The sequence below is a fragment of the Pseudomonas fluorescens genome (genome assembly GCF_041354075.1).
Classification (GTDB): Bacteria; Pseudomonadota; Gammaproteobacteria; order Pseudomonadales; family Pseudomonadaceae; genus Aquipseudomonas; species Aquipseudomonas fluorescens_CE.
This window is the reverse complement of record NZ_JARZGC010000005.1, coordinates 67,724-94,230: the sequence shown is the minus strand read 5'-3', so window position 1 is coordinate 94,230 and position 26,507 is coordinate 67,724. Positions and strand designations below refer to the sequence as shown.

The window sequence follows — 26,507 nt, the reverse complement described above, 5'->3', positions numbered from 1 at the left end:
CTCCTGGTGCTTGCCTCACGAAGTCCAACGGGTTCAAGGGGCAATGGCCGGCGCCGTGCGCTCCAGATCCATCCACGCCCGAACGCTGTCGCGATCCCATTGCCGATGGACGTAGGTCACCAGCCGCTCGGGGACCGGGTCACCGTTGGCCACCAGACGGTTGAGCATGATGGCCAGGTCGGTGTCGGCGATGCTCCATTCCCCGAACAGGTGCTCGGCGCCCTGCTCCAGCAAATGCTCGACGACAAAAAACAGCCTGCCGACGGCCGCACGGGCGTCGTCGGACAGCGCAGGGTGTTGTGTGCCGAAGTAGATGAGGTCTGCGGGGCGTTCCTTGCGAATCACCAGCAGATCGCTGCGCAACCAGGCCTGGAGTTGCCGGGCGCGGGCACGTTGTCGAGTGTTGGCAGGGAACAGTTTGGGGTGGCCCGGGGTGATGTCTTCCAGGTATTCGGCGATGGCGGAAGATTCCGACAGGGCAAACCCCTGGTGAATCAGCGTGGGGATCTTGCAGGTCAACGAGAGATCACGATAAGTGCTCTGGTAATTCTCGCGCGCTTTTAAATCCAGCGTTACAAGTTCGAATGGAAGTTTCTTTTCCTTCAATGCTACAAATGCCGACATTGCAAAGGCGCTGACAAAATCCGCCCCTACATATAATTCAAGCCTTGCACTTTCCATAGAACGCTCCCTTGCACTAACCATAATAATCCGTTGCATGGAGGCGATCGTATTTAGATGATCAAACGCTGAACAGATACAGAAATTATCTGTTTCAACGGATACAGGCTTTCATCCCGACCGGTGGCGGTAAAGGCAAACCGAGGCGGCAAAAAACAAAAAGGGAGTCGGCGAATGCGGACTCCCTGGCAGGCAGCGGGGCAACATTTAACGGGAGGCGTCAGACCATGGCGTCTGCCGAACTGGAGAGTTGAGCGATCTGCGGCATGTTGCTCATGTTGAGCATGACCAGCGGTTCGGTGGCGCTGGTGTTGACGAACCCGTGGCGGGTCCAGGCGGGGACCAGCAGCACATCGCCGGGGCTGACGCTGACTTCATCGGTATCGCCCAGGGTCAGCGCACCGCAGCCGGACTGGATGATGAACAGGTGCCACCATGAATGGGCATGGCCGTTGAGCGTCGTCCCGGGTTTGAGCCACTGCATGGACACCGCCATCCCTGGCGTCAACTTGCAGCCTTCGACGCTGTGGTCATGAGCCAGCGCGACGATGTCGACCTCACTGGTTGCAAGGCTGTGGCGCAGATCCGCCAGTTCACCGTCCTTCCACACTTTGGCGCTGGCCGGTGGATGATTCAGGCTTTGGCGGAAGTCCTTATAGGAAAAAAACTCGCCTCTAATATTATTCATGTGCACACACCGATCTATTATCGACTCAAGTAACAAGACCCTAGGCGAACAAGCGACCTGTGTAAAGCCATACAACTAATACTTATAAAACCGAAGGCCTGAGCGCCACGATCATGTCAACTTCCACGGCGGCATTTTTCGGTAGCTGATAAACCCCCACCGTGGTGCGAGTATGTTTGCCGGCGTCACCCAAAACATGACTGAACACATCCGACGCACCGTTGGCCACTTCACTGAGATCCACAAAATCCGCCGTGGACTTCACATAGACCGTGATACGAATCAGCGACTTGATCTTGTCCAGCGAGCCGATGGCATCGACGATCAGGGCCAGGCCGCGCATGGCGCTGATACTGGCGGCCGCCTGGGCGTCCGCCAGGCTCAGTTCCAGCCCCACTCTGCCGGGGTACTGGATCCTGCCGCCCATACGCGGTACCAGGCCGCTGACGTAAAGCTCATCGTGGTGACGCACCAGCGGCGCGTAATGCCCGCCGGCGGTGTTTTCGCCGTAGATGTCGTAGTCGAGCTCTTTTGCCAGGGCAATGAAGCGTTCATCACAAGACATCTTTTTCTGCACAATCATTACCCGATCCTCTTGACCCAAAATGCTTGAAATTCTGTTCTCGCAGGTTCAACCCACGGCTCTTGCCGGTGTGGCGAGCGCGGTGACCTCGACGCGCGACTCGATGGCCTCGGCCAGGCGCAGCAGGTCGTCGCTGAGTGCGGCGTAGTGCTCGTTGAACAGCACGATGTGGCCAATGAACGAGGTGTTGTCCTTCACCAGCGCCGTGACGGAATCACTGAGGCGCTTGGTGTACACCGCTTCGACCAGTTCGATGTTCAGCTCCCGCGCCAGTGCTGCGATGTCCGGCACGGCGCGCAACAGGCCGCCTGCGGGCGAGCGCAGCAGGCGAATGCCGCAATAGCCACGGGCGACGGGATCCTGGTGTTCGACCCGGCCTTCCACCGCCCACCTGACCCAGCGCTCCCAGGGATCGAAATCGACGAAGGCCAGGCGCGCAAGGTCCCAGATGTGCATGCCGCCAGGCCGCATGTTGGTTTCGACCGCCGATGTCAGGCCGTCACTGCGCAGGAAGACTTCGTTGTGGTAGGCGCCGTTTGCGGTCGAGGCCAAGCCGGCCATGTGCCGGCCCGCAGCGGCCAGACGCGCCTGCACGTCAGCCGTCAGGGGGGCCGGCACGACTTGCTGGATCTCGGCGCGGTAGGCGCCTTCGGTGGTGGTTTTTTCGGTGACCCAGGTGCTGCCCGCCACGTAATCCCAGCTGTATTCACGGGCGTTCTGAATCAACTCTTCAACAATGATGCCGCCCTCACGGTAGGGTTTGAGGGCTTGCCAGGCTTCTTCACATCCGGACGGATGATGGATGACCCGGCAACCCCGGCTGGCGCCTTCGCAGGCGGGCTTGATGAAGGCTCTGCCACCCAGTTCCACCACTCGCTGACGGAGTTCGCCAAGGCTGTCGATGCGAGCGGAAAACACCGGACGGTAATCCGCCGGAGCGCTGCCCGCCGCCGCTTCGAGTGCGCGAAAAATCTGTTTATCCAGGCCCGCGTGCGCTTCGCCCGGGGTGATGCCCGGCAAGCCGAAATGCGTGGCCAGAGCGGCCCCGAGCAATACACCCCGATCGGAAAAAGGCAGCACGCCGATCAGCTTCCAGCGATCGACGCTGAGACAACCGGCGACCAGATCGACGGAGTCGGCAAGGTCCTGCGCAGCCATCGAGGCGGTGCAGACGTGGTCCGCCACCTGATCGTCCTGTGCCTGGATCTGCTCGACCACCAGAATCAGCCGGGCGTTATAGAGCGTCTTGCAGAGGTCGCGCAGCTTGCGGATATCCTGCACCCGGTTGCCGTTGTAACCGACCACCACTACGCATGACGTCGTACTCATGAAGCCTCCGACCTGTGGAGTAAAAAACCAGATGCGATCAATCAGTCCTGCAGGGACGCGGCGTGCTTGCGGCTCAGCCAGTACCACGCCAGGATGCCCAGTGCGCCGATGACCGCCAGCACCAGGGCGTTGTACGGCGCCGGCACCACCCGCATGACGAGCACCGTCAGCCCGGCGCCGATGCCCAGGGAGACTTCCTTGACGAACATGTTGTTCTGCTTGACCGAGAAGTAGTCGAGGTAGCTGAACGCGCACTCGGCGAGCGACAGCAAGGCCACCCAGATCAGTGCGCCGACCAGGGTCTGCACGTGAAACGCCGCTGGCGAGGAGAGCACCGCGAAGCCGCCGGCGATGATGCCGATCACCGCCAGCACCTTGAAACGCCCGGTGCGTTCGATCAGCTTCATCATCGGCACCTGGGCGAACACCACCACGGCGCTGTTGAGGATCAGCATCAGGCCATACCAGGCAGGCAGCTCACCGGTTTCCAGCAGGATCGCCTGGGGCAGGATCGAGAACACGCCAAACAGCTTGATGCCCATGATGACGCCGGCGATCACCCACGGCAGCTTGTTGCGCCAGCCACTGCCATCATGGGTGGCCGCGCTTGCCACCACCGGCTGGGTGGTGAAGGTCGCACCCGCAGCGATCGGCAGGCACAGCAGGACGAAGGCCGCCGCGCCGATGAAAAACAGGCTGGGGGTCAACAGTGGCGACAGCAGGATCAGGCCCGCCAGCAGGCTGCCCATGTTCATGGCGACGCGGTTGTACGCCGCCCCTTCCTTGGTCTGCGCCGCTTCGCTCTTGATCAGGTAACCGGCAATCGCGATGCCATAGGCGAACAGCGCGGCCGCGAACATCACCACGCCCTGGTTGCTCGTCACGGCCAGCAGCACCAGACCGGCGGCCGCGCAGGTCAGGGTCACGCTCAGGGAGCGGCGGCCCAGCACCAGCAAGGTCAACGGCAGCAGCAACAGCAAGGCCCGATAGCCGAGGGCCAGGATGCTGTTGGTCGCCGTATCGAGCCAGACGTTGGCCTTGCCCAGCACCGCGAACAGCGACACCGCCGTGATGATCCGGATCATGAACAGGCGAATGTTGATCACCGGTTTGGCGACGGCGGCCGTCGTTTGAACACTCATGCAACACCTCTGAAACCAGCGATTGCGCAGGCGACGAACGCGCGCAATCTGGGTAGTCTGTAAGGCGATGGTAGAGAGAGCCGTTTGTTTTCATCAGAGCAAGTTCGTTTAGAATCCAACGAACTTTACTGCTAAAAGGACCAGTAAAATGCAGGTTCAGCGCGCCGTGATCGCCGCCTTCGAGTTCCAGCCGGGGGTGCCGCTGGTCCAGCAGATCGTCGAGCAATTGACGGTCGCCATCAGCCAGGGCGGGCTGCCCCACGGCTCGCGCTTGCCACCGATACGCGAACTCTCCGAATTGATGAACGTCGGCAAGTCCACGGTGGTGGATGCCCTGGATCGCTTGCGGGCCAAGGGCCTGGTGGTTTCACGCCAGGGGTCGGGGCATTACGTGCATCGCTCCACCCTCGCGATCAAACCCGAGGCCGGACCGGACCTGCAACCCCAGGACACACTGAGCGTCGTGCGGCGCGCCGTGCTGCAAGACACCGGTGCGCTGCGCCCCGGCGCCGGTTTCCTGCCTTCTTCGTGGCTGCCGGCCGAAGAGCTGCTCAAGGCCGTGCGCGGCACCCTGCGCGCGGCGTCGTTGCAGATGGGCGAATACGGCGTTGCCGCCGGCTACCTGCCGCTGCGCGAGGCGCTTCGGGTCAAGTTGACGGCGATCGGCATCGATGTGCCCGTGGATCAGATCGTCACCACGGCCAACACCGTGCAGGCCATCGACATGCTGATGCGGCTGCTGGTCAAACCCGGCGACACGGTGCTGCTCGACGACCCCTGCTACGTCACGATGCACACCAACCTGGCGCTGCACGGCGCCCGGGTCATCACCATCCCACGCGGTGCCGACGGCATGGACATGGAGGCCCTGGAGCAATTGGTGAGCGCCCAGCGCCCCGTGCTCTACATGACCAACAATGTGCTGCACAACCCGACCGGGCACTCGTTCTCCCCGGCGCAGGTGTACCGCCTGCTGGAGTTGAGCCATCGCTATGGCTTCCACATCGTCGAGGACGACCTGTATGGCGACCTGCAACAACGCATGACCCCGCGCCTGGCCGCAGGCGGGCTGGACAACGTCACTTACATCTCCGGCTTCTCCAAGACCCTGACCGCCAACAGCCGCGTCAGCTACGCGGTGCTCTCACCGCCCCTGGCGGCACGCATGGTCACTCTGAAAATGGCCAGCGGCGGCATGACCTCGGAACTGGCGGAACAGATCGTCTGCACCATCCTCAGCGACGGCAGCTACGCCAAGCACATCCGGCGCACGGTGGACCGTCTCTACGAATCGAGCAGCCGGGTCTCCGGCTGGCTGATCGAGGCTGGCTGCGCGGTGTCATCCCTGCCCCATGAAGGTTTGTACATCTGGACGCGCCTGCCCGAAGGTTTGCACGCCGAAACACTGGCACGCGCCGGCATGGGCATCGACCTGATCCTGGCCCCCGGCACCCTGCTCAGCAAAGCCCCGGATGCCAGCCAGTTCCTGCGCTTCAACGTGGCGCACAGTGACAACTTCCAGGTGCGGGAGCGGTTTTTTCGGTTGCTGGACACGCAAGACACGTAGCCGCCGAGACCTGGGGAGCGGTCATGCCCGAGGAAGGAAGGAGTAGGATTGAAGTCACCTGAGCGCATAGCGTGCAAGCGGCGGCTACACTCACTTCTCCACGTGTGGAGGAAGTTTCCAAATGTCCTCGAGCATTCATCGGCATACGCCAAAGCTGACCGTCACCGACCCCCGCCGCCTGGCGGTGGCGACCGTGACTTATCATCGGGTGATGAGCAACGAGCCAACCCGCACGCGCACAGAGCGACAGTGCTATGACTGCGCAGGACGAATGCGCGCACAGTGGGATGCGCGCCTGTGGGACCAGGACGGCGAATTCGGCGTGGCCAATCAGCGCAAGACTCTCAGCCTTGGCGGTCTGGTACTTGGCCTCGACAGTGTCGATGCTGGCTGGCGCATCGATCTTTTCGGTACGAGCGGTCAGGCATTGGCGCAGTGGGACGGCCGGGGGACCTACACGCTGAAGACTTACGATACCCGGTTACGTCCGCTGACCGTCCTGGAGCAGATGGCTGGCGAGGCGCCGAAGTGCGTGGAACGCCTTGACTACGGTCTCCCGACCGACACACACAATCTTTGCGGCCAACTGGCGCGCCACGATGATCCAGCCGGTACCCTGGCAATCGTCGATTACGCTTTGACGGGGCACGTGGCGGCACAAGCTCAACAGTTCCTCCAGCAACTGACCCCTCCTGACTGGCCCGCTTCGCTCGAAGAACGCGACAGGCTGCTGGAGCCGGAACGGTTTCTGACACGCAGACGTCACGATTCGACGGGCGCACTCGTCAGCCAAACGGACCCAGGGGGCAATGAGCAGCGCATAGGGTACAACCTCGCGGGGCAAATGGCGCACGTCAGCCTGGTCGCAAAGGACGCAGCCCTGCAAGTCATCGCCAGTGACATCGCCTACAACCCTTCAGGTCAAATCGAATCCCAGAAAGCTGGCAACCGCGTTTTCACGCAAGCGACTTACGCGGCCGACAATGGCCGCCTGCTGCATTTGCATACGGCTCGCACCGATCAGGTACTGCAGGACCTCTACCTCGTACAGGATCCCGTGGGCAATGTTTTGACTCTCGAAGATCGGGCGCAGCCAACCCAATGGTTTGACGCGCAGCAAATCGACCCGATCAATACCTATCAATACGACACCCTGAACCAATTGGTCCAGGCAACAGGTCGCGAAAGCGTGCTGGCCGGCATACACCCAGGTTTGCCGGAACTGGTCGTACCAGGTGCGGGCGACCCGAGCCGATTGCGCAACTACACACAGCACTACACCTATGACGATGCGGGCAACTTGTGCACCCTCAAACACGGGGACGCACCCGTGCGAACGATGAAGGTGGCGTTACACAGCAATCGCAGCCTGTACATCGCCGACGCGACGAATCCCCCGGATCTGGAAAAAGGTTTCGACTCCAATGGCAACATGCTGTGGCTCGATGGAGCACAGACGATGCATTGGAATGCGCGTAATCAGCTGCAACGCGTAACCCAGATCGTGCGCAGGGATGCAAACAACGATGATGAACTTTATGTGTACCATGGCGATGGTCAACGTGCCCGCAAAGTGAGGGTCAAGCAGGCAAAGACTGCCGAACATGTAACCCAGGTTCTGTATCTGCCGGGGCTGGAGATTCGTCGCAACACCGCAACGGGCGAGGAACTCCACGTCATGACCGTCGACGCGGGCCGCAGTCGAGTACGACGCTTGAACTGGCGCAGCAAAGGTCGACATGCATCGCCCGAGGCGCATTTACGCTACAGCGTTGATGATCAACTGGGCAGTTGCACGCTGGAGCTCGACGATCACGGCGAAGTGATCACCCATGAGGCCTATTACCCCTTTGGCGGCAGCGCATGGTGGGCGGCGAAAAGCCAGTCCCATGCCGACAGCAAAACCATCCGTTTCTCCGGCAGAGAGCTTGATGCGTCGGGCCTTTACTATTATGGCTTGCGCTATTACGCGCCCTGGCTGGCCCGCTGGATCAATCCCGATCCGGGAGGGGATATCGACGGCCTCAATCTATTCAGAATGGCCAGGAACAACCCGCTGCGGTTTCGGGACGACGATGGCAGGAACCCTGATGATTTCGTCGAGTACCTGGATGATTTTCCGGGCGCAAATGCGCCGGGCTACCCGCCCGACTCACGGCCCTTCAGACGACGGGATGTGAGCGTTGCAGACGCCACGCAGCTGCAGAAAGCCGTAGACGCAGAGTTCACTCACCGGCACGAAGGAAGATTCACCATTTTGTCTTCCTATAAAAACCAAAGCGGCATGTATCGCTTCGAGAACGAGTTTCTGCCGGGTCGTTGGCGAATGATGGAAAACTACCGAGCCCCCGGCACGTCGATCAACGCCACGACGGTCACGTTCGAGCAGTATCGAAAGGTCGCCACGGAGAATAATTTCTTCGGCGTATTGCCAAACGTCATCGTGCGATGGGACGTCAAGGATGAGTACATCGACTCCTTGTTGGAGGGCGGCCAGGAAGGATTGCTCCAGCGCTTTCTGGCCAGCAAGAACAATGGTACCTCGACCCGGCACATCATCGCGGCGTTGGGAATGTGTGCTACGGGCATCGAAATCGTTACAAGCCGGGACAGCGAAAGAAAGGTGTATGTGAATGCCATTGCAATCACCGTCGAACCGAATCGGCGCAAGTCAGTTGAAACCTTGACCCAAGAAACCGAGCGAGACATTCGTCGCCTGAGTCGCAACCCGGTATCGCGCTTTGCTCACAGTGCATGGCGAATGGTGAGAAACGCCTTGCGCCGTGATTCAGCCCGACCCGCACTGAGATAGCATCACCCACAAAAAACCCCGCGCTTCTCTCGAAGGCGGGGTTTTTCGTTACCGTTACCGACGCTTAATGCGCGTACGTCAGCAACAGCTCGGTCGGCACTTTGAAGTCCAGGGACATCATCACGCTCAACGCGGTAATGGTGAAGATCGAGAACACGAACAGCTTGCGTGCCCAGACCGTGTCATCCACTGCCTTGTAACCGGTCCAGGCCATGTACAGCCAGTACATGCCCATGGCGGCGGCGACGGCGAGGTAGCTCATGCCGGCGTAGCCGCTGAAGGTCAGCATCAAGGTCGCCACGAGGAAGGCCAGGATGTAGAGCAGGATGTGCTTCTTGGCCACTTCAATCCCGCGCTTCACTGGCAGCACCGGAATCGAGGCGGCCAGGTAATCGTTGAAGCGGAAGATCGCGATGGCGTAGGAATGCGGCATCTGCCACAGGCTGAACATCACCAGCAGGGTCAGCGCGGCCATGTCGAAGGTGTTGCTCACCGCGACGTAGCCGATCACCGGCGGCATCGCCCCCGACAGGCTGCCCACCAGCGTGCCGTGAACCGACTTGCGCTTGAGGTACAGGCTGTAGAAGCCGACGTAGATGATGAAGCCGATCACGGCGAACAGCGCCGCCAACGGGTTGGCCACGGTGTACAGCAGCGCAACGCCGGCGACACCCAGGACGGTCGCATAGACCAGCGCCAGTTTCAGGGAGATCAAGCCCTGGACCAGCGCCCGGTTTTTGGTGCGTTCCATCTTGAGGTCGATGTCGCGGTCGATGCAGTTGTTGAACACGCAACCGGAAGCCACCACCAGGGACGTGCCGATCATCGCGGCCAGGAAAACGGCCAGATCGACATGCCCCTTCGAGGCCAGGAAAAATCCGCCTGCCACTGAAAGCACGTTACCGAAAATGATCCCCGGTTTGGTGATTTGGATAAAGTGCTTCAAGGACATGCGGACTTACCTCACTTCGCCATCATGAACGTGTGGATGCTGAACATGATCCACAGCGACAGGCCAACCAGCAGGACGATCACGATCGCGGCGAAGACAAACGCAATCACGTTGTTACGCTGCGCCTGCGAACGGTCCAGGTGCAGGAAGTACACCAGGTGTACCACCACCTGGATCACTGCGAATGCCAGGACGATCATCAAGGTGATCGACTTGGGCAATGTCGGGTACATCACCAGACCGAATGGAATCAGGGTCAGGATCACCGACAGGATGAAGCCAATGGCGTAGGACTTGACGCTGCCGTGACCGGCTTCGTCGTGGCCATTGTGGGAATGAGCTGGGTTAGCCATTTACATAGTCCCCATCAGGTAAACAACGGTGAATACGCAGATCCACACAACGTCCAGGAAGTGCCAGAACAGGCTCAGGCAGCTCAGACGGGTCTTGTTGGTCGCCGTCAGGCCATTCTTCTGCACCTGGTACATCATGATCGCCATCCAGATCAGACCGCTGGTCACGTGCAGACCGTGGGTGCCGACCAGGGTGAAGAACCCGGACAGGAAGCCGGAACGGCTAGGGCCGTAGCCCTCGGAGATCAGCAGGTGGAACTCGTTGATCTCCATGCCGATGAAGCCCAGGCCGAACAGGAAGGTCATGCCCAACCAGCCCAGCACCTGCTTCTTGTTGCCACGGAAGAACGCCAGCATGGCGAAGCCGTAGGTGATCGAACTGAACAGCAGCAGAGCGGTTTCGCCCAGTACGTAAGGCAGTTCGAAGATGTCGTGGCCCGACGGGCCACCGGCTACGTTGTTAACCAGTACCGCGTACACCGCGAAGATCGACGCAAACAGAATGCAGTCGGTCATCAGGTAGAGCCAGAAACCGAATACGGTCATCTCGCCCGAGTCGTGGTGATGGTCATCGTGCCCATGTTCATCGACATGGGTGTGTCCAGCATTGGTCACTAAGTTCGACATGGTTTAAGCCTGTTCCAACGAGGTTTCAACACGGGTGGCGGTGGCCGGGATCTTCCCTGCCGCTACCAGACGCTTGTGCTGCTCGGCTTCGATGCGCTCGATCACGTCGACCGGCACCATATAGCCTTGATCATCACGGGCCGCGTGGATCGCGAAATAGATCACCGTGCCGGCGAGGCTGGCGATCGCCAACCACCAGATGTGCCAGATCATCGCGAAACCGAACACGGTCAGCAGAGCGCCCATCACCACACCGGTCGCGGTGTTGTTGGGCATGTGGATCGGTTGGTACTTGGCCGGAGCCTGGTACGCGGTACCGTTTTCCTTGGCTTCGGTGAACGGATCGACCACATCGGCTTTTGGCAGCACGGCGAAGTTGTAGAACGGTGGTGGCGACGAAGTCGACCATTCCAGGGTATGGGCATTCCACGGGTCACCGTGTTCGCACATGTTCTCTGGCTTGTTGCGGTCACGCACACTCACGTAGAGCTGGATCAGCTGGCAGGCGATACCGACAGCGATCATCACCGCACCGAACATGGCGACGTACAGGTACGGCACCCACTCAGGGTTGGTGGTGGCGTTCAGGCGACGGGTCATGCCCATGAAGCCCAGGACGTACAGCGGCATGAATGCGACGAAGAAGCCGGTGATCCAGAACCAGAACGCTGCTTTACCCCAGCCTTCGTGCAGCTTGAAGCCGAACGCTTTCGGGAAGTAGAAGGCGAAACCGGCGATGTAGCCGAACACCGCGCCGCCGATGATCACGTTGTGGAAGTGCGCGATCACGAACAGGCTGTTGTGCAGAACGAAGTCGGCACCCGGGATGGCCAGCAGTACGCCGGTCATGCCGCCGATGGCGAAGGTCACCATGAAGCCCAGGGTCCACATCACCTGGCTGGTGAAGCGCAGACGGCCCTGGTAGATGGTGAACAGCCAGTTGAACAGCTTCACACCCGTCGGGATGGAAATCAGCATCGTCGCCAGACCGAAGAAGGCGTTGACGCTGGCGCCCGAACCCATGGTGAAGAAGTGGTGCAGCCAGACCATGAAGCCCAGGATCGAGATCGCGCCCGAAGCGTAGATCATCGAGTGGTGGCCGAACAGTTTCTTGCCGGTGAAGGTCGAGATCACTTCGGAGAAAATGCCGAATGCCGGCAGGATCAGGATGTAGACCTCAGGGTGACCCCATGCCCAGAACAGGTTGACGTACATCATCGGATTGCCACCAAGTTCATTGGTGAAAATGTGGAAATCCATGTAACGGTCAAGCGTCAGCAGTGCCAGGGTAGCGGTCAGGATCGGGAACGAAGCCACGATCAGGACGTTGGCCCAGGTGCAGGTCCAGGTGAAGATCGGCATGTCCATCAGTTTCATGCCAGGGGTACGCATTTTCAGCACGGTGGCCAGGAAGTTGACCCCCGTCAGCGTCGTCCCGAGCCCTGATAGCTGGAGCGCCCAGATGTAGTAATCCATCCCCACGCCCGGGCTGTATTGCAGGCCCGACAGCGGTGGATAGGCCACCCAGCCGGTCTTGGCGAATTCGCCAACACCCAGGGACAGGTTGATCAGCACCACGCCGGAAACCAGCAGCCAGAAGCTCAGGGAGTTCAGGAACGGGTAGGCAACGTCACGCGCGCCGATCTGCAGCGGCACTGCAAGGTTCATCAGGCCGGTGAAGAATGGCATCGCCATGAAGATGATCATGATCACACCGTGAGCGGTGAAGATCTGGTCATAGTGTTCAGGTGGCAGGTAGCCAGGCGAACCCTCGGTGGCCATGGCCAGTTGGGTACGCATCATGATGGCGTCGGCAAAACCGCGCAGCAGCATGACCATGGCGACGATGATGTACATCACGCCGATTTTCTTGTGGTCTACCGAGGTCAACCATTCGGTCCACAGGTAGGTCCACTTCTTGAAGTAGGTGATTGCAGCGAACAGCGCCAGACCACCCAGCGCGATCATGGCGATGGTCACCATCACGATCGGCTCGTGGAACGGGACCGCTTCCCAACTTAATTTACCAAACATCGTTTACTCCTCTGCCCCGGCAGCTGAATGCGAGTTGTCCGTAGCGGCCACTTCTTTCTCTTTCTTCTCGTGGTTCAGTTTCGGACCTGGTTTCATGCCTTCGTACTTGTCGACGATGATCTGGAACAGGTTCGGAGTCACCGAGGAGTAGAGCTCGACCGGGTTGTTCTGGCTGGGTTTGGACAGGGCTGCGTATTCAGCTTGTTCAAGCTGTTTAGGTGCCTTTTTGACTTCGCTGACCCAGGCGTCGAACTCTTCCTGGGTAGTGGAAATTGCCTTGAATTTCATGCCGGTGAAGCCAGCGCCGCTGTAGTTGGCAGAGATGCCTTCCATTTCAGCGTTGCGGTTGGCGATCAGGTGCAGCTTGGTCTGCATGCCCGCCATCGCGTAGATCTGGCCACCCAGGCCCGGGATGAAGAACGAGTTCATCACCGCGTCGGAAGTCACCTTGAAGTTGATCGGGGTGTTGGCCGGGAACACGATCTTGTTGACGGTCGCGATGCCTTGTTCCGGGTAGATGAACAGCCACTTCCAGTCCAGCGCGACCACTTCGATGGTCACCGGCTTGACGTCGGAATCCAGCGGACGATAAGGGTCCAGCTCGTGGGTCGACTTGTAGGTGATGTAACCCAGGGCAATGATGATCAGGATCGGCACGGTCCACACCGCGATCTCGATCTTGGTGGAGTGGTTCCACTTCGGCGTGTAGGTCGCGTTGGTGTTGGACGCGCGGTATTTCCAGGCGAACAGGAAGGTCATGACGATGACCGGGATCACGACCAACAGCATTAGCAGGGTCGCGGTGATGATCAGGTTTCGCTGCTCCAGACCAACCTGGCCCGTTGGATTGAGCAGGGTCATGTTGCAGCCTCCCAGCAACAACGTGCCGAGCAGCGGCACGAGGCCTAGTAATCTGGGGTACCTGTTTTTAATCATCTCACGACCTCTAAAGCAGCTTGCGCCATGCAGTTGGGTTTTGATCGCCAACACTTCACCCTGCCAAGGGTTGGCATTTTTCTTGGATTGAATAAGGGCTGGCCCGTCGCGCGTCAGACGCGGTTCGACAAATCCTGAGCTAGCGGTGAGTTCTTATTCGAATTCGTGGTCAAAGGCCTTGTTACAGACCAATTCCATTTGGTGCGGAAGTTGGAAGGCACCGACACCAGAGGACATGCATCAAGCCATGGGGCTCGCGACGTCCTGTTACAGCCCAAGGACCAGAGTCAGCTTGAGCAGTGCCGGGGATTCAGTGCGGGCGATTGTAGATAGGTAGCGATTCATTAACCATGTCTCATCCCGAAATAATTTATATCCGTACCGACAACAATTCGTGAACTTTTTTGCAAAAGTGCGCCATATTATCGAAATTGATTCTCAACAAAAACACCAAAAATAGTAGGTCTATCGTGCCCAGTTCAGACAGCATCCAGGGCCCGACACCCTTAGCCCACCCTGTTTAAACCCCCATGTGCCGGGGGTTCTGGCCATCTGCCACACCCTGTTAAAACTGCCTGCTTCGGGGCCGTAGCACACAAACCGAACCGCGCAACCGAGGCGCTTTTTTCTTGCGCGCAGAGGGCTGAATTCGGCACTGGCGATTGCCCTGCGACAGCGGCGCTGTGACAACGTGTCGCACATGCGCACCCCCCATTCTTGACGTTCATCAAGGACTTCCTGCGAACCCCTTGAAATGCAAAACGCCCCGGTGACCTCGATGAGGGCCGGGGCGTTTCGAAGGAGCGCGACGCGTGCGGTCAGCGCAGCGCCTTGCGATTGCGCGAAGTCAGCAGCGGCACCAGCACCACCACCAGCACGAAGGCCACCAGCGCCCATTGCGCCAGCGACAGGCCAAGGACGGGCGGATACGGCGTCGAGCAGAAACCGTCGACCTGAAAGCCCAGCGGGAAGATTTTCGCCAGCGGCAGGTCGTCGACTATGGGCTGCAGCACATCGACGCCACAGCTGACCGCCGGATAGAACTGCGTATAGACGTGATGCCCCGCCACCGCGACGCCCGCCAGCGCACAGATCACCACCAGGGTTTCAAACACCGTGATGCTGCGACGGGTACGCATCGCCGCGCCGATGAAGGCGAAGATCGCGATCAGCAGCAAGGCATAGCGTTGCAGGATGCACAGCGGGCACGGCGCCTCGCCCAGTACGATTTGCATGTACAGCGCGCCGCCGATCAGCGCCAGGCAGATGATGCCCAGCAACACCAGGTAGCGCCGCTCACGGCCCAACCGCATCGTTTCCTCGCTCATTGCGTTTCCCTTCCAGATATCGATGACCGCCAGTCTACACGCTGCCCCGGGCCTTGGAGAGCCCGGGGCGCGTGCAATGGATGTCGGGAATAAACGACAAGTCTGTTAAGGAAGCATTAACCCGAGGTTCCTCCCCGCCCCTTCTCCGGCTACCACAAGGAAAAAGGATTGCACCGGGATGGACGTCGATCAGTCGCCGTAGATATCCGACTTGAAATACTTGTCCGAAATCTTCTGGTACTCGCCACTGGAGCGAATGCCGTCGATGGCCGTGTTCAACTGGCTGACCAGCTCGCTGTTGCCCTTGCGCACCGCGATGCCGGCACCCTCGCCCACGTATTTCGGGTCCTTGAGCTCAGGACCGACGAAGGCATAGCCCTTGCCGCGCGGCATCGACAGGAAGTCGTTGAGCGGGATGGTGTCGGCAAAGATGGCGTCGAGACGACCGGCCGCCAGGTCCATGTAGATTTCTTCGTTGTTGCCGTAACGCTTGACGGTAATGCCCTTGGGTTCGAACACCTCGGTGGCGTAACGGTCGGTGGTGGTGGCCCGTTGCACGCCGACCGTCTTGCCCTTGAGGCTGGCGTACTGGTCATCGACGACCGCGCCTTCCTTCATCACCAGCCGCGAGGAGGTGAAGTAGTACTTGTGCGTGAAGTCCACCGACTTCTTGCGGTCTTCGTTGATGGTCATGGACGACAGCGCCATGTCGATTTTCTTCACCTTGAGGGAAGGAATCAGGCCGTCGAACTCGCCTTCGACCCACACGCACTTGACCTGCATCTGCGCGCATAGCGCGTTGCCGATGTCGTAGTCGAAACCGACGATCTCGCCCTTGTCGGTTTTCGAGGCAAACGGCGGGTAGGCCGCTTCGATGCCGATGCGCAGGGTTTTCTCGGCGGCGAACAGTGAACTGCACGCCAACAGGCTCAAGGCCAGACCGGTGATGAGGGGGAATTTCTTCATGTTCGTTCTCTCGCGGGTTGTTGTTGGTTTGGCAAGACAGAAGAAAAGCGAAACGCGTACAGCTTTTTTGTACTAATAAATCCATACTGGACTTTAATGTACATTGCGTCAATTGGTCGAAGGCGGGAATGGGCTGGCCGATGGTCGGGCGGCAGAATGCGAAATCGGAGTGATGGCTATCGCGAGCAGGCTCGCTCCCACAGGGAATTGCGGTTTCCTGTGGGAGCGAGCCTGCTCGCGATGAAGGATTAAGGGCGCTGCAGAAACTACTGCTTCCAGCGATCCGCCGCCGAATGATCGCTGTCGCGTCCTTCCACCCAGCGGGGGCCGTCGCGGGTGGTTTCCTTTTTCCAGAACGGTGCGCGGGTCTTGAGGTAGTCCATGACGAAGTTGCAGGCGTCGAACGCGGCCTGGCGGTGGGCGCTGGCGGCGCCGACGAAGACGATCGGCTCGCCCGGTTCAAGGGCGCCGATGCGATGCAGCACTTCGAGCTTGAGCAACGGCCAGCGCTCGCCCGCCTCGGCGGCGATCTTGCCGAGGGCCTTTTCAGTCATGCCCGGATAGTGCTCGAGAAACATCCCGGCGACTTCGCGCCCGTCATTGAAGTCGCGCACGTAGCCGACAAAACTGACCACCGCACCGACACCCACGTTCGCGTCGTGCATGGCGTTGACTTCAGCACCCGGATCGAACGCCGTGGACTGCACACGAATGGCCATGCCTCAGCCTCCGGTCACGGTCGGAAAGAAGGCCACTTCGTCGCCGTCGCTCACGGGTTCATCGAGTTGGCACAGGTCTTCATTGCGGGCGCACATCAGGTTCTGTTCACCGAGCACCTCGGCGCCCTCACGCTGGGCCAGCAAGGCACGCACGTCGTCGACCGTGGCAAAGCTGCCTTCGACCTTCAGCGAATCAACGCCCAGCGCTTCCCGGTAACGGGCAAAAAACTTCACAGTGACTTTCATGATTGGTCCGCCTGGAAATGGCCGCTCTTGCCGCCGAGTTTCTCCAGCAGGCGCACGCTTTCGATGGTCATGCCGCGATCCACGGCCTTGCACATGTCATAGATCGTCAGCGCCGCGACGCTGGCCGCCGTCAGTGCTTCCATTTCAACGCCGGTCTGCCCCGACAGCTTGCAGCGGGCGACGATGCGCACACTGTCTGCGCCTTCGGCACTGAGCTCGACCTTGACCCCGGTGAGCATCAACGGATGGCACAGTGGAATCAGATCGCTGGTTTTCTTCGCCGCCTGGATGCCAGCGATGCGGGCCACGGCGAACACATCCCCTTTGGGATGCTCACCGTCGACAATCATCTGCAGGGTTTGCGGGAGCATGCGCACCACCGCCTGCGCCGTCGCCTCGCGGAACGTGACGGATTTGTCGGTGACGTCGACCATGTGGGCGCGACCTTGGGAATCGAGATGAGTCAGCACGGGTTTACTCCTGATCAGGAGCTCCGATTGTAAACCTGCCGGTCAGATATCGGCACACTTGATTACAGGATCGGCACAGCGGCGTACGGACACCTTGATCTGGATCAAGCACAAAAAAACCGGGCGACCGCGTGTCAAACGACATCGCTATTGCCTGACGCACCGCTTTCGCGAGCAAGCCCGCTCCCACAGGGGATTTGTTTGGGGCATAAAAAAACCGGGCGACTTTGCGATCGCCCGGCTTTGTGTGAGCGGTTACAGATGCGATTCGGCGTATTCGGCCAGAATCGAACGAGGCACCCCTTGCAGGGTGATGTGGACGCCGTTCGGGAAGTCCTTGAAGCGTTCGGTCAGGTAGGTCAGCCCGGAGCTGGTCGCGGACAGGTACGGGGTGTCGATTTGCGCCAGGTTGCCCAGGCACACCACTTTGGAGCCGGCGCCGGCACGGGTGATGATGGTTTTCATCTGGTGCGGCGTGAGGTTCTGGCATTCGTCGATCAGGATCAGGCTCTGCTGGAAGCTGCGACCGCGGATGTAGTTCAGGGATTTGAACTGCAGGGGCACTTTGCTGAGGATGTAGTCGACGCTGCCATGGGTGTTTTCGTCATCCATGTGCAAGGCTTCGAGGTTGTCGGTGATGGCGCCCAGCCACGGCTCCATTTTTTCGGCTTCGGTGCCGGGCAGGAAACCGATCTCCTGGTCCAGGCCCTGCACGCTGCGGGTGGCGATGATGCGGCGATAGCGCTTGCTGACCATGGTCTGCTCGATCGCCGCCGCCAGCGCCAGGATGGTTTTACCGGAGCCGGCGGCGCCGGACAGGTTGACCAGGTGGATGTCCGGGTCGAGCAAGGCGTAGAGGGCCAGGCTCTGATAGATGTCACGCGGTTTCAGGCCCCAGGCTTCCTGGTGCAACAGGGGTTCCTGATGCAGGTCGAGAATCAGCAGCCGGTCTTCCTCGATCTCCTTGATCCAGCCGACGAAGCCTTGTTCGTCGATGATGAATTCGTTGATGTGCACGGCCGGCAGGTTGTCGATCAACTGCACCTGATGCCAGGTGCGTCCATGATCCTGACGGGTCTCGACCTTGCTCACGCGGTCCCAGAACGAGCCTGTCATGTCGTGATAGCCATTGGGCAGCAACGAAACGTCGTCGACCAGTTGGTCGGTGCTGTAGTCCTCGGCCGCGATCCCGCAGGCGCGGGCCTTGAGGCGCATGTTGATGTCTTTGGTGACCAGCACGACAGGCAGCGTGGGCTGGCGCGCATGCAGGTCGACCAACTGGTTGATGATGATGTTGTCGTTCAGGTGCTCGGGCAGAATGATGTTCGGCTCGTCGCGCTTGCTCATCAGAATCGACAGCAAGCCCTTGGGCCCACTCTTGCCACGCTGGATCGGCACCCCCAGTTCAACGTCTTCCGGGCTGGCCTCGCCCAGGGTCTTGTCGATCAGGCGGATCGCCTGGCGACATTCGGCCGCCACGCTGTGATGCCCGCTCTTGAGCTTGTCCAGCTCCTCAAGCACGGTCATCGGGATCGCGACGTGGTGTTCTTCGAAATTCAGAAGGGCGTTTGGGTCGTGAATCAATACGTTGGTATCGAGTACATAAAGGATTGGCTGGTTGGAGGAAGAACTACGTCCGTTGTCATCCATACTCGGTCACCTTTGTGGGAGCCATTCGACGCAATACCCAGGCGGTGCTGCGCCTCGAAGTGACTGCCGAACCCGCCCACACTACCTGTCAAAAACCAGAGCGAGTGGGCTGCACACAAGGTGTCTTGGAAGACGCCACCTGTGCTGCAGGTTTCGGCGGTCTGTCTTCGTAATACTCCAAAACCCATGACAGAAAAAAGCACTTTGACGTTTTTTTGAAGTTTATTTTTCAGAGTGACGAATAGCCCTTGGCGTGCAGGCAATGTGCCGTTAAAGTCGGAAGTCCGCCTGCATCGAATTTCCGCAAAAAATCGCCCAAGACCCAATGTTTACGGGCATTCTGCTGTTCAGCGAAACCCGTCCTGACAATCTTCCCAACCGATGCCGCTGGGCGCCGTTTGCGTGATCAGCCACGGCAGTGCCGTTTTCACCCCGTCCTGCTTGACGTTGAAGTTGATCACCCCGTGCCGCCACAGCAGCATCAGGGTCAGCACCCGTTGCGCACTCTGACTGGCCTTGAGCTTGCCGGCACCGTCCTGGGCGTCGATGTCCCATAACGCCACCTGCAAGCCCTGGGCCCTGAAGAAAGCTTCGGCGTCCGCACGGCGCTGGCCATCGGGTGGACGGAACAGCGGCACATAGTTCTCCGGCAGCTTGCTCCTGACCAGCTCGGCGCTGCGTCGGACCGAGTCCTGCCAGTCCTGCCAATGGCTGTGGGAACGGAACTCCCAGCCCTGCACGCCGATGCATTGCGTGGAGTAAGTGGCCTGCAGACTGGCCACCGAACGATCGCCCAGGCGCGCCTGAACGTCCTTGCCCAGCACGAAGAAGGTCCCGGTCAGATTCGACCTGCGCAGGTAATCGGCGACCCAGGCGGTGTTGTCAGGCGCGGCATTGGCGGCGCTGTCGAAGGTCAGCAGGAACAGCCGGTCATGCATTGCCTCGCCGTTGCGCTCATGGTCGCCGAAACGATCGATTTCGCTGCTGGTTTGCGGGAACAGCGCGGCCTTGCGCAGCAGCTCATCGAGGTACTGGGCATGGAACAGCCGGCTCGGTTCGGCCCACTTTATATAGTAGCTGTCGTCGCTGAGCTGGAACTTGGCGGCCTGCTCGTGCAGGGTGGCCATGTCCTCGACCAGAAAACAGAAGGACGCATCCTGGTCGCAGCTCTTTTGCGCAAAATTGTAATTATCCAGCAGACGTTGCCACAGGCGCTGACGCAGGTGATTGACCGCGTCCGAATTGACCGTGCGCAGGCCCAGGCGCTGCGCGAGCCCGGCGTCGTCCAGCGACTCGCTGGCCCACAGCACCCGGGCGAACATGAGGATTTCCGCCCGCGACGCGACATCGAACAGCGTCGGGTTGCCGAGCTGCTCGGGCCAGGTGCTGCGATCAAGCGTCGCGACATCGCCCGGCGCGGCCACCGCACCGACACTCAACAGCCAGGCCAACAATACAAAACCGATACGCAATGGGATGTCTCCATAACAAAACCCGCGCGGCACTATAGCTGATAGAGCCCAAAGTGCTGCAGTTCTCAGGTAGCCCGCTCCCACAGGGACCTCATTGAGGAGGGAATGTGGATATCCACCGACCATCACCTATTGACTCGATAGCTGGAGTCCACGGGAACAACCCCCTAGAATCGCCCCCACGATCAAAGGAGACGACTTCATGCTGATGGTGATTTCCCCCGCCAAGACCCTCGATTACGAAACACCGCCGGCGACCCAGCGCTTTACCCAGCCGCAGTACCTCGACCACTCCCAGGAATTGATCCTGCAACTGCGCGACCTGACGCCTGCGCAGATCAGCGAACTGATGCACGTCTCCGACAAGATCGGCGGCCTCAACGCCGCGCGCTTCGGCAGCTGGACGCCGGCCTTCACCCCGGAAAACGCCAAACAGGCCCTGCTGGCCTTCAAGGGTGACGTGTACACCGGCCTCAACGCCCAGACCTTCAGCGAAGCCGACTTCGATTACGCGCAACAGCACCTGCGCATGCTGTCCGGCCTGTATGGCCTGCTGCGCCCATTGGACCTGATGCAGCCGTATCGCCTGGAAATGGGCACCAAGCTGGCCAATGCCCGTGGCAAGGACCTGTACGCGTTCTGGGGCACGCGGATCAGCGAATGGCTGAACGAAGCCCTGGCCGACCAGGGCGACGATGTGCTGCTGAACCTGGCGTCCAACGAGTACTTCTCGGCGGTCAAACGCACGGCCCTGAACGCCCGCGTCATCAACACCGAGTTCAAGGACCTGAAGAACGGCCAGCACAAGATCATCAGCTTCTACGCGAAAAAGGCCCGGGGCATGATGAGCCGATTCGTCATCGAAGAACGCATCAATGATCCGGCGCACCTCAAACAATTCGACGTTCAAGGCTATCGCTACAGCCCCGAACAATCGAAACCGGACAGTCTGGTGTTCCTGCGCGATCACGCCCCCGAATAAACGCGCCAATCTGGCGCACGACTGCAAAATCCTCGTCGTGCGCCCTCTCCTGATCGTCCGACAATACCCCGCCTCAATCGCCATAATTTTGGCGTCAAAATACCACCTGTCATATTTTTAACTTTAGTTTCACTCGACTCGGATCATTTTTTTCAGTAGTGGCACTGAAAATAATTCTCAGTAGTGGCACAAAAATATCTCGCCTGTTTAAACCCCCGTGTAACAAGGGTGAGACAGCAAGTGCCATCAATTTGAAAGTAGTGCCATCTTTTTCCATATTTCAAGAAATTTCAGAAATCGCGATGGGCGGGTCGGAACTTCGTTCGAATGCATAGCTCATACCACCGGTAGCGATTATCTCTGAATATGTACGAGATAACTTACGCAGAACAGAGATCCACCGGGCCTGAGTTGTCACAACAACTTCACCCCAGTAATCCCTGATTTGGGCAAGACCAACAGGAGAGGAGATACGCACCATTAATATCCCCTACATGGCCAAGGCTGCGCCCCTGTAAACGTGCTCTCCCGAGCACTCAAACGCTTGATCCACGGGCCTTTCGCCTGACATCGAGCGTTGACGACCTTTGCACGAAGAACCTCTGCCAGAGGACTCAGCTGCATAACGGGGCAAGTCATAACAATTAAGGCCTAGTTACGCACATCTTGAGTGCACGTATTTAGACACTCGGAACTTATATGCCTGCACACGGCACTGCGACGCCTGTCAGCCGCACTTCCGAGTGCACTATGAACGCTGAACACCATTAACTCCGGCCATCTAATGGCTTGATTAAACACTGAGGAAAATGCGATGCGCATCAGCATATTTGGTTTGGGTTACGTCGGTGCAGTCTGTGCCGGTTGCCTGTCTGCACGGGGCCACGACGTCGTGGGCGTCGATGTTGCCAAGGACAAGATCGACATGATCAACGCCGGTAAATCACCGATCGTTGAACCGGGTCTGGGTGAGTTGCTGGCCAAGGGCATCGAAACCGGCCGCCTGCGCGGTACGACCAACTTCGCCGAGGCGATTCGCGATACCGACCTGTCGATGATCTGCGTCGGCACGCCGAGCAAGAAGAACGGCGATCTGGAACTGAACTACATCGAAGCGGTGTGCCGCGAGATCGGTTTTGTCCTGCGTGAAAAATCCACCCGCCACACCATCGTCGTGCGCAGCACCGTGTTGCCGGGTACGGTCGCAAACGTTGTCATCCCGATTCTCGAAGACTGCTCCGGCAAGAAAGCCGGTGTGGATTTCGGCGTGGCGGTGAACCCTGAGTTCCTGCGTGAAAGCACCGCCATTGCAGACTATGACCAGCCGCCAATGACCGTCATCGGCGAACTGGACAAAGCCTCGGGCGACGTTCTGCAATCGCTGTACGAAGAGCTCGACGCGCCGATCATCCGCAAGGACATCGCCGTTGCCGAGATGATCAAGTACACCTGCAACGTATGGCACGCCGCCAAGGTGACCTTCGCCAACGAGATCGGCAACATCGCCAAGGCCGTCGGCGTCGATGGCCGTGAAGTGATGGACGTGGTCTGCCAGGACAAGACCCTGAACCTGTCCCAGTACTACATGCGCCCGGGTTTCGCCTTCGGCGGTTCCTGCCTGCCCAAGGACGTTCGCGCCCTGACCTACCGTGCCGGCTCGCTGGACGTGGAAGCGCCGCTGCTGAACTCGCTGATGCGCAGCAACGAGGCCCAGGTGCAGAACGCCTTCGACATCGTCTCCAGCCACGACAAACGCAAAGTCGCCCTGCTGGGCCTGAGCTTCAAGGCCGGCACCGACGACCTGCGCGAAAGCCCGTTGGTGGAACTGGCGGAAATGCTGATCGGCAAAGGCTTTGACCTGAGCATCTACGACAGCAACGTCGAATACGCCCGCGTTCATGGGGCGAACAAGGACTACATCGAGTCGAAGATCCCGCACGTCTCGTCCTTGCTCAATGCCGACTTCGACGCCGTCATCGACAACTCCGACGTGATCATCCTCGGCAACCGCGACGAGAAGTTCCGCACCCTGGTGCAGAACGTTCCGCACGGCAAGCAAGTGATCGACCTGGTGGGCTTCATGTCGCAAGCCACCAGTGCAGGTGGTCGCGCTGAAGGCATCTGCTGGTAAGGCACCGCCCCCTGTAGGAGCGAGCTTGCTCGCGATGAACCCGAGAGCACCGCGGGGTATCAGGTCGCCAGCGTCATCGTTGGCGACCTTCGCGAGCATGCTCGCTCCTACACAGGTTCTACGGATCGAAACGGATGCAAATTATGCACAGGCTAAAGAACGGCCTCCTTCAGGCCGCCGGTTGGCTGTTTTACTTGAGTATCCTGATGGGCATCGCCACGGCGTTGCCCACGTCCACGTTCGACTCCGAGTCGAAGGACTTCATTTTCCTGATCGGTATCGTCGGTATCTGGCGCTACTCGATGGGCGCCACGCACTTTCTGCGCGGCATGCTGTTTCTGTACGTGGTCTACCCGCACCTGCGGCGCAAAGTGCGCAAGCTGGGTAAAGCGGCCGACCCGTCCCATGTGTTCCTGATGGTCACCAGTTTCCGGATCGACGCCCTGACCACCGCCCAGGTCTACAGCTCGGTCATCCGCGAAGCCATCGACTGCGGCCTGCCGACCACCGTGGTCTGCTCGATCGTGGAAATGTCCGATGAACTGCTGGTGAAAAGCCTGTGGAACCGGATGAACCCGCCGGAGCGCGTCAAGCTGGACTTCGTGCGCATCCCGGGTACCGGCAAACGCGATGGCCTGGCCTTCGGTTTCCGCGCCATCTCCCGTCACCTGCCGGACGACCGTGCCGTGGTGGCCGTAATCGACGGCGATACCGTGCTCGCCGAAGGCGTCGTGCTCAAGACCGTGCCGTGGTTCCAGCTGTTCGGCAACGTCGGCGGCCTGACCACCAACGAATTCTGCGAAGTGCGCGGCGGCTACATCATGAGCGAGTGGCACAAGCTGCGCTTCGCCCAGCGCCACATCAACATGTGCTCGATGGCCCTGTCCAAGCGTGTGCTGACCATGACCGGCCGCATGTCGGTGTTCCGCGCCTCCGTGGTCACCAACCCGGAATTCATCGCCGACGTGGAAAGCGACTCGCTGCAACACTGGCGCCTGGGTCGCTTCAAGTTCCTGACCGGTGATGACAAGTCGAGCTGGTTCAGCCTGATGCGCCTGGGCTACGACACCTTCTACGTGCCCGATGCGGCGATCCACACCGTGGAACACCCGCCGGAAAAGAGCTTCACCAAGGCGAGCCGCAAGCTGATGTTCCGCTGGTACGGCAACAACCTGCGCCAGAACTCCCGCGCCCTGGGCCTGGGGATCAAGCGCCTCGGTGCGTTCACTTCGGTGGTGCTGTTCGATCAGCGCGTGTCGATGTGGACCTCGCTGCTGGGCCTGACCGTGGCGATCATCGCCAGCTTCAAGTACGGCACCGCGTTCATCCTGGTTTACCTGCTGTGGATCGGCATCACCCGCCTGATCCTGACCCTGCTGCTGTCGTGTTCCGGTCACCGGATCGGCCCGGCCTACCCGGCGATTCTCTATTACAACCAGATCGTCGGCGCGCTGGTGAAGATCTACGTGTTCTTCCGCCTCGACCAACAGTCCTGGACACGCCAACCCACTGCCCTGACCCGTGATCTCGCCAGCTTTCAACGTTGGTTCAACACCTGGTCGTCTCGGACCATGACCTTCTCTGCGGGCAGCATCTTCGTCGCCACGCTGTTGTTGATGGTCTGACCGAACTCGCCTGAATTAACTAGGAAACCGCCCATATGAATACCGCCGTCAACGCCAACGTAGTGCATGAATCCGAAGCCCAGCGCCAGCACGCCCGAGTGAAAATCCCGGCCAAGCTGCGCTTCTTCGGCCCCGACCGTACACCGGTCGAAGCCCGGGTCCTGGACCTTTCCGCCGGTGGCCTGGCGTTCAACGCCGGCCAGTTGCCGCTCAAGGAAGGCGACGTGCACAAGGCGCGCCTGCAGTTCGTCATCGACAACCTCGGCCTGGCCATGGACGTGGAGCTGCAAGTGCGCTCCTTCGACCGCCAGACCGGTCGTGTCGGCTGCCAGTTCCAGAACCTGGAACCGCAGGACATCTCGACCCTGCGCCACCTGATCACCTCGCACCTGGCCGGCGACATCGTCAGCATCGGCGAAGTGCTGGCGACCCTGCAGCGCGACAACTTCACCAAGGCGCGCAAGCAGAAGGACGGCGGCAGCGGCATGACCCCGTTCGGTCGACTGCGTGCAGTGACCTTCAGCCTGGCGATTTTCCTCGTCGGCCTGGCGGCCTTCGGTTTCATTTTCAAGTCGGTGTACGGCATGTATTTCGTCAGCCATGCCCAGGCCGGCCTGGTCGCCGTACCGGGCATGAACATCACCATGCCGCGTGACGGCACCGTGCAGAGCCTGGTCAAGGCGGACGGCGTCGCTGCCAAAGGCGCGCCACTGGCGACCTTCAGCACCAGCATGCTCGACGTGCTCAAGGGCCACCTGGACGAAGACCAGTTGCAACCGGCCAAGGTTGAAGAACTGTTCGGCAAGCAGATGACCGGCACCCTGACTTCCCCTTGCGATTGCACCGTAGCCCAGCAACTGGTCGCCGACGGTCAGTACGCCAGCAAGGGCGACGTAATCTTCCAGCTGGTGCCGCGCAACAGCGAAGCCAACGTCGAGGCACGCTTCTCCTATCGCCAGTTCAGCGATGTTCGCCCAGGCACCAGCGTCAGCTTCCAGATCGCCGGCGAAGACCAGAGCCGCACCGGCAAGATCGTCAGCAGCACCAGCCTGAAAAGCGCCGACCTGTCGTCCGACATCCGCGTGCTGATCCAGCCGGACGAGCCGCTGGACAGCAAATTCGCCGGTCGCCCGGTGGAAGTGAACAGCGACCGCGGCCCGAACCTGAACTGGCTGATCAACAAAGCCATGGCTGCTGGCCTGTAAGCGGAGGAC

The 26,507-nt window shown here is 59.9% G+C and carries 23 protein-coding genes; 6 read left to right on the top strand and 17 right to left on the bottom strand.

Annotated elements, in window-relative coordinates:
* Positions 1-33: 33 nt before the first annotated feature.
* From yfcF to QIW53_RS08310, 5 genes are all read right to left on the bottom strand, one after another.
* Positions 34-681, bottom strand: a complete 648-nt coding sequence (gene yfcF / locus QIW53_RS08330; RefSeq protein ID WP_371049166.1) for a glutathione transferase — start codon at positions 679-681, stop codon at positions 34-36.
* 220 nt (positions 682-901) lie between these two features.
* Entirely contained in the window at positions 902-1,369 is a 468-nt protein-coding gene (locus tag QIW53_RS08325) for a cupin domain-containing protein (RefSeq protein WP_371049165.1), read from the bottom strand.
* Between the two features lie 82 nt (positions 1,370-1,451).
* Complete coding sequence (locus QIW53_RS08320; protein ID WP_371049164.1) at positions 1,452-1,952, bottom strand: RidA family protein; 501 nt, start codon at positions 1,950-1,952, stop codon at positions 1,452-1,454.
* A gap of 48 nt (positions 1,953-2,000) precedes the next feature.
* A complete protein-coding gene (locus tag QIW53_RS08315; protein WP_371049163.1) occupies positions 2,001-3,281 on the bottom strand; it encodes an ATP-grasp domain-containing protein in 1,281 nt (426 codons plus the stop codon).
* A 41-nt stretch (positions 3,282-3,322) separates the two neighbouring features.
* Positions 3,323-4,423 (bottom strand): hypothetical protein, encoded by a 1,101-nt coding sequence (locus tag QIW53_RS08310; RefSeq protein ID WP_371049162.1) that lies wholly within the window; start codon positions 4,421-4,423, stop codon positions 3,323-3,325.
* Positions 4,424-4,571: 148 nt separating this feature from the next.
* Here QIW53_RS08310 and QIW53_RS08305 point away from each other — a divergent pair, with 148 nt between their 5' ends.
* Together QIW53_RS08305 and QIW53_RS08300 are read left to right on the top strand one after the other, a co-directional pair.
* Complete coding sequence (locus QIW53_RS08305; RefSeq protein WP_371049161.1) at positions 4,572-5,990, top strand: aminotransferase-like domain-containing protein; 1,419 nt, start codon at positions 4,572-4,574, stop codon at positions 5,988-5,990.
* Between the two features lie 121 nt (positions 5,991-6,111).
* Entirely contained in the window at positions 6,112-8,802 is a 2,691-nt protein-coding gene (locus QIW53_RS08300) for an RHS repeat domain-containing protein (protein WP_371049160.1), read from the top strand.
* A gap of 64 nt (positions 8,803-8,866) precedes the next feature.
* Here the strand turns inward: QIW53_RS08300 and cyoE are convergent, their stop codons facing one another.
* From cyoE to QIW53_RS08240, 12 genes are all read right to left on the bottom strand, one after another.
* On the bottom strand, positions 8,867-9,754 hold the full coding sequence (gene cyoE, locus QIW53_RS08295) for a heme o synthase (RefSeq protein WP_371049159.1): 888 nt from the start codon (positions 9,752-9,754) through the stop codon (positions 8,867-8,869).
* Positions 9,755-9,765: 11 nt separating this feature from the next.
* A complete protein-coding gene (gene cyoD / locus QIW53_RS08290; protein ID WP_371049158.1) occupies positions 9,766-10,107 on the bottom strand; it encodes a cytochrome o ubiquinol oxidase subunit IV in 342 nt (113 codons plus the stop codon).
* Complete coding sequence (locus tag QIW53_RS08285; protein ID WP_368557153.1) at positions 10,108-10,734, bottom strand: cytochrome o ubiquinol oxidase subunit III; 627 nt, start codon at positions 10,732-10,734, stop codon at positions 10,108-10,110.
* Positions 10,735-10,737: 3 nt separating this feature from the next.
* Positions 10,738-12,768 carry a cytochrome o ubiquinol oxidase subunit I gene (gene cyoB, locus QIW53_RS08280; RefSeq protein ID WP_371049157.1) on the bottom strand — a complete coding sequence of 677 codons (2,031 nt, stop codon included), beginning with the start codon at positions 12,766-12,768 and terminating at the stop codon, positions 10,738-10,740.
* Between the two features lie 3 nt (positions 12,769-12,771).
* Positions 12,772-13,704 (bottom strand): ubiquinol oxidase subunit II, encoded by a 933-nt coding sequence (gene cyoA, locus QIW53_RS08275; RefSeq protein ID WP_371049156.1) that lies wholly within the window; start codon positions 13,702-13,704, stop codon positions 12,772-12,774.
* Positions 13,705-14,522: 818 nt separating this feature from the next.
* Positions 14,523-15,032: a disulfide bond formation protein B gene (locus QIW53_RS08270; RefSeq protein WP_371049155.1), complete on the bottom strand. Its 510-nt coding sequence runs from the start codon at positions 15,030-15,032 to the stop codon at positions 14,523-14,525.
* 189 nt (positions 15,033-15,221) lie between these two features.
* Positions 15,222-15,998 carry an ABC transporter substrate-binding protein gene (locus QIW53_RS08265; RefSeq protein WP_371049154.1) on the bottom strand — a complete coding sequence of 259 codons (777 nt, stop codon included), beginning with the start codon at positions 15,996-15,998 and terminating at the stop codon, positions 15,222-15,224.
* 266 nt (positions 15,999-16,264) lie between these two features.
* The gene (gene moaE, locus QIW53_RS08260) at positions 16,265-16,717 is read right to left on the bottom strand and encodes a molybdopterin synthase catalytic subunit MoaE (protein WP_371049153.1); all 453 of its coding nucleotides are present in this window, start codon (positions 16,715-16,717) and stop codon (positions 16,265-16,267) included.
* Between the two features lie 3 nt (positions 16,718-16,720).
* Positions 16,721-16,963 (bottom strand): molybdopterin converting factor subunit 1, encoded by a 243-nt coding sequence (gene moaD / locus QIW53_RS08255; protein WP_371049152.1) that lies wholly within the window; start codon positions 16,961-16,963, stop codon positions 16,721-16,723.
* On the bottom strand, positions 16,960-17,433 hold the full coding sequence (moaC, locus tag QIW53_RS08250) for a cyclic pyranopterin monophosphate synthase MoaC (RefSeq protein WP_371049151.1): 474 nt from the start codon (positions 17,431-17,433) through the stop codon (positions 16,960-16,962). The genes moaD and moaC overlap by 4 nt, the downstream gene beginning before the upstream one ends.
* Positions 17,434-17,688: 255 nt before the next feature.
* Positions 17,689-19,083 (bottom strand): PhoH family protein, encoded by a 1,395-nt coding sequence (locus QIW53_RS08245; RefSeq protein ID WP_371049150.1) that lies wholly within the window; start codon positions 19,081-19,083, stop codon positions 17,689-17,691.
* Positions 19,084-19,430: 347 nt separating this feature from the next.
* On the bottom strand, positions 19,431-20,555 hold the full coding sequence (locus tag QIW53_RS08240; RefSeq protein ID WP_371049149.1) for a polysaccharide deacetylase family protein: 1,125 nt from the start codon (positions 20,553-20,555) through the stop codon (positions 19,431-19,433).
* A gap of 202 nt (positions 20,556-20,757) precedes the next feature.
* Here QIW53_RS08240 and yaaA point away from each other — a divergent pair, with 202 nt between their 5' ends.
* The 4 genes from yaaA to QIW53_RS08220 all read left to right on the top strand — a co-directional run bounded on the left by yaaA (position 20,758) and on the right by QIW53_RS08220 (position 26,498).
* Complete coding sequence (yaaA, locus tag QIW53_RS08235; RefSeq protein ID WP_371049148.1) at positions 20,758-21,537, top strand: peroxide stress protein YaaA; 780 nt, start codon at positions 20,758-20,760, stop codon at positions 21,535-21,537.
* 814 nt (positions 21,538-22,351) lie between these two features.
* Complete coding sequence (locus QIW53_RS08230; protein WP_371049147.1) at positions 22,352-23,668, top strand: nucleotide sugar dehydrogenase; 1,317 nt, start codon at positions 22,352-22,354, stop codon at positions 23,666-23,668.
* A gap of 134 nt (positions 23,669-23,802) precedes the next feature.
* Positions 23,803-25,293: a mannuronan synthase gene (gene alg8 / locus QIW53_RS08225; protein ID WP_371049146.1), complete on the top strand. Its 1,491-nt coding sequence runs from the start codon at positions 23,803-23,805 to the stop codon at positions 25,291-25,293.
* A gap of 35 nt (positions 25,294-25,328) precedes the next feature.
* A complete protein-coding gene (locus tag QIW53_RS08220; RefSeq protein WP_371049145.1) occupies positions 25,329-26,498 on the top strand; it encodes a PilZ domain-containing protein in 1,170 nt (389 codons plus the stop codon).
* Positions 26,499-26,507 lie beyond the last annotated feature (9 nt).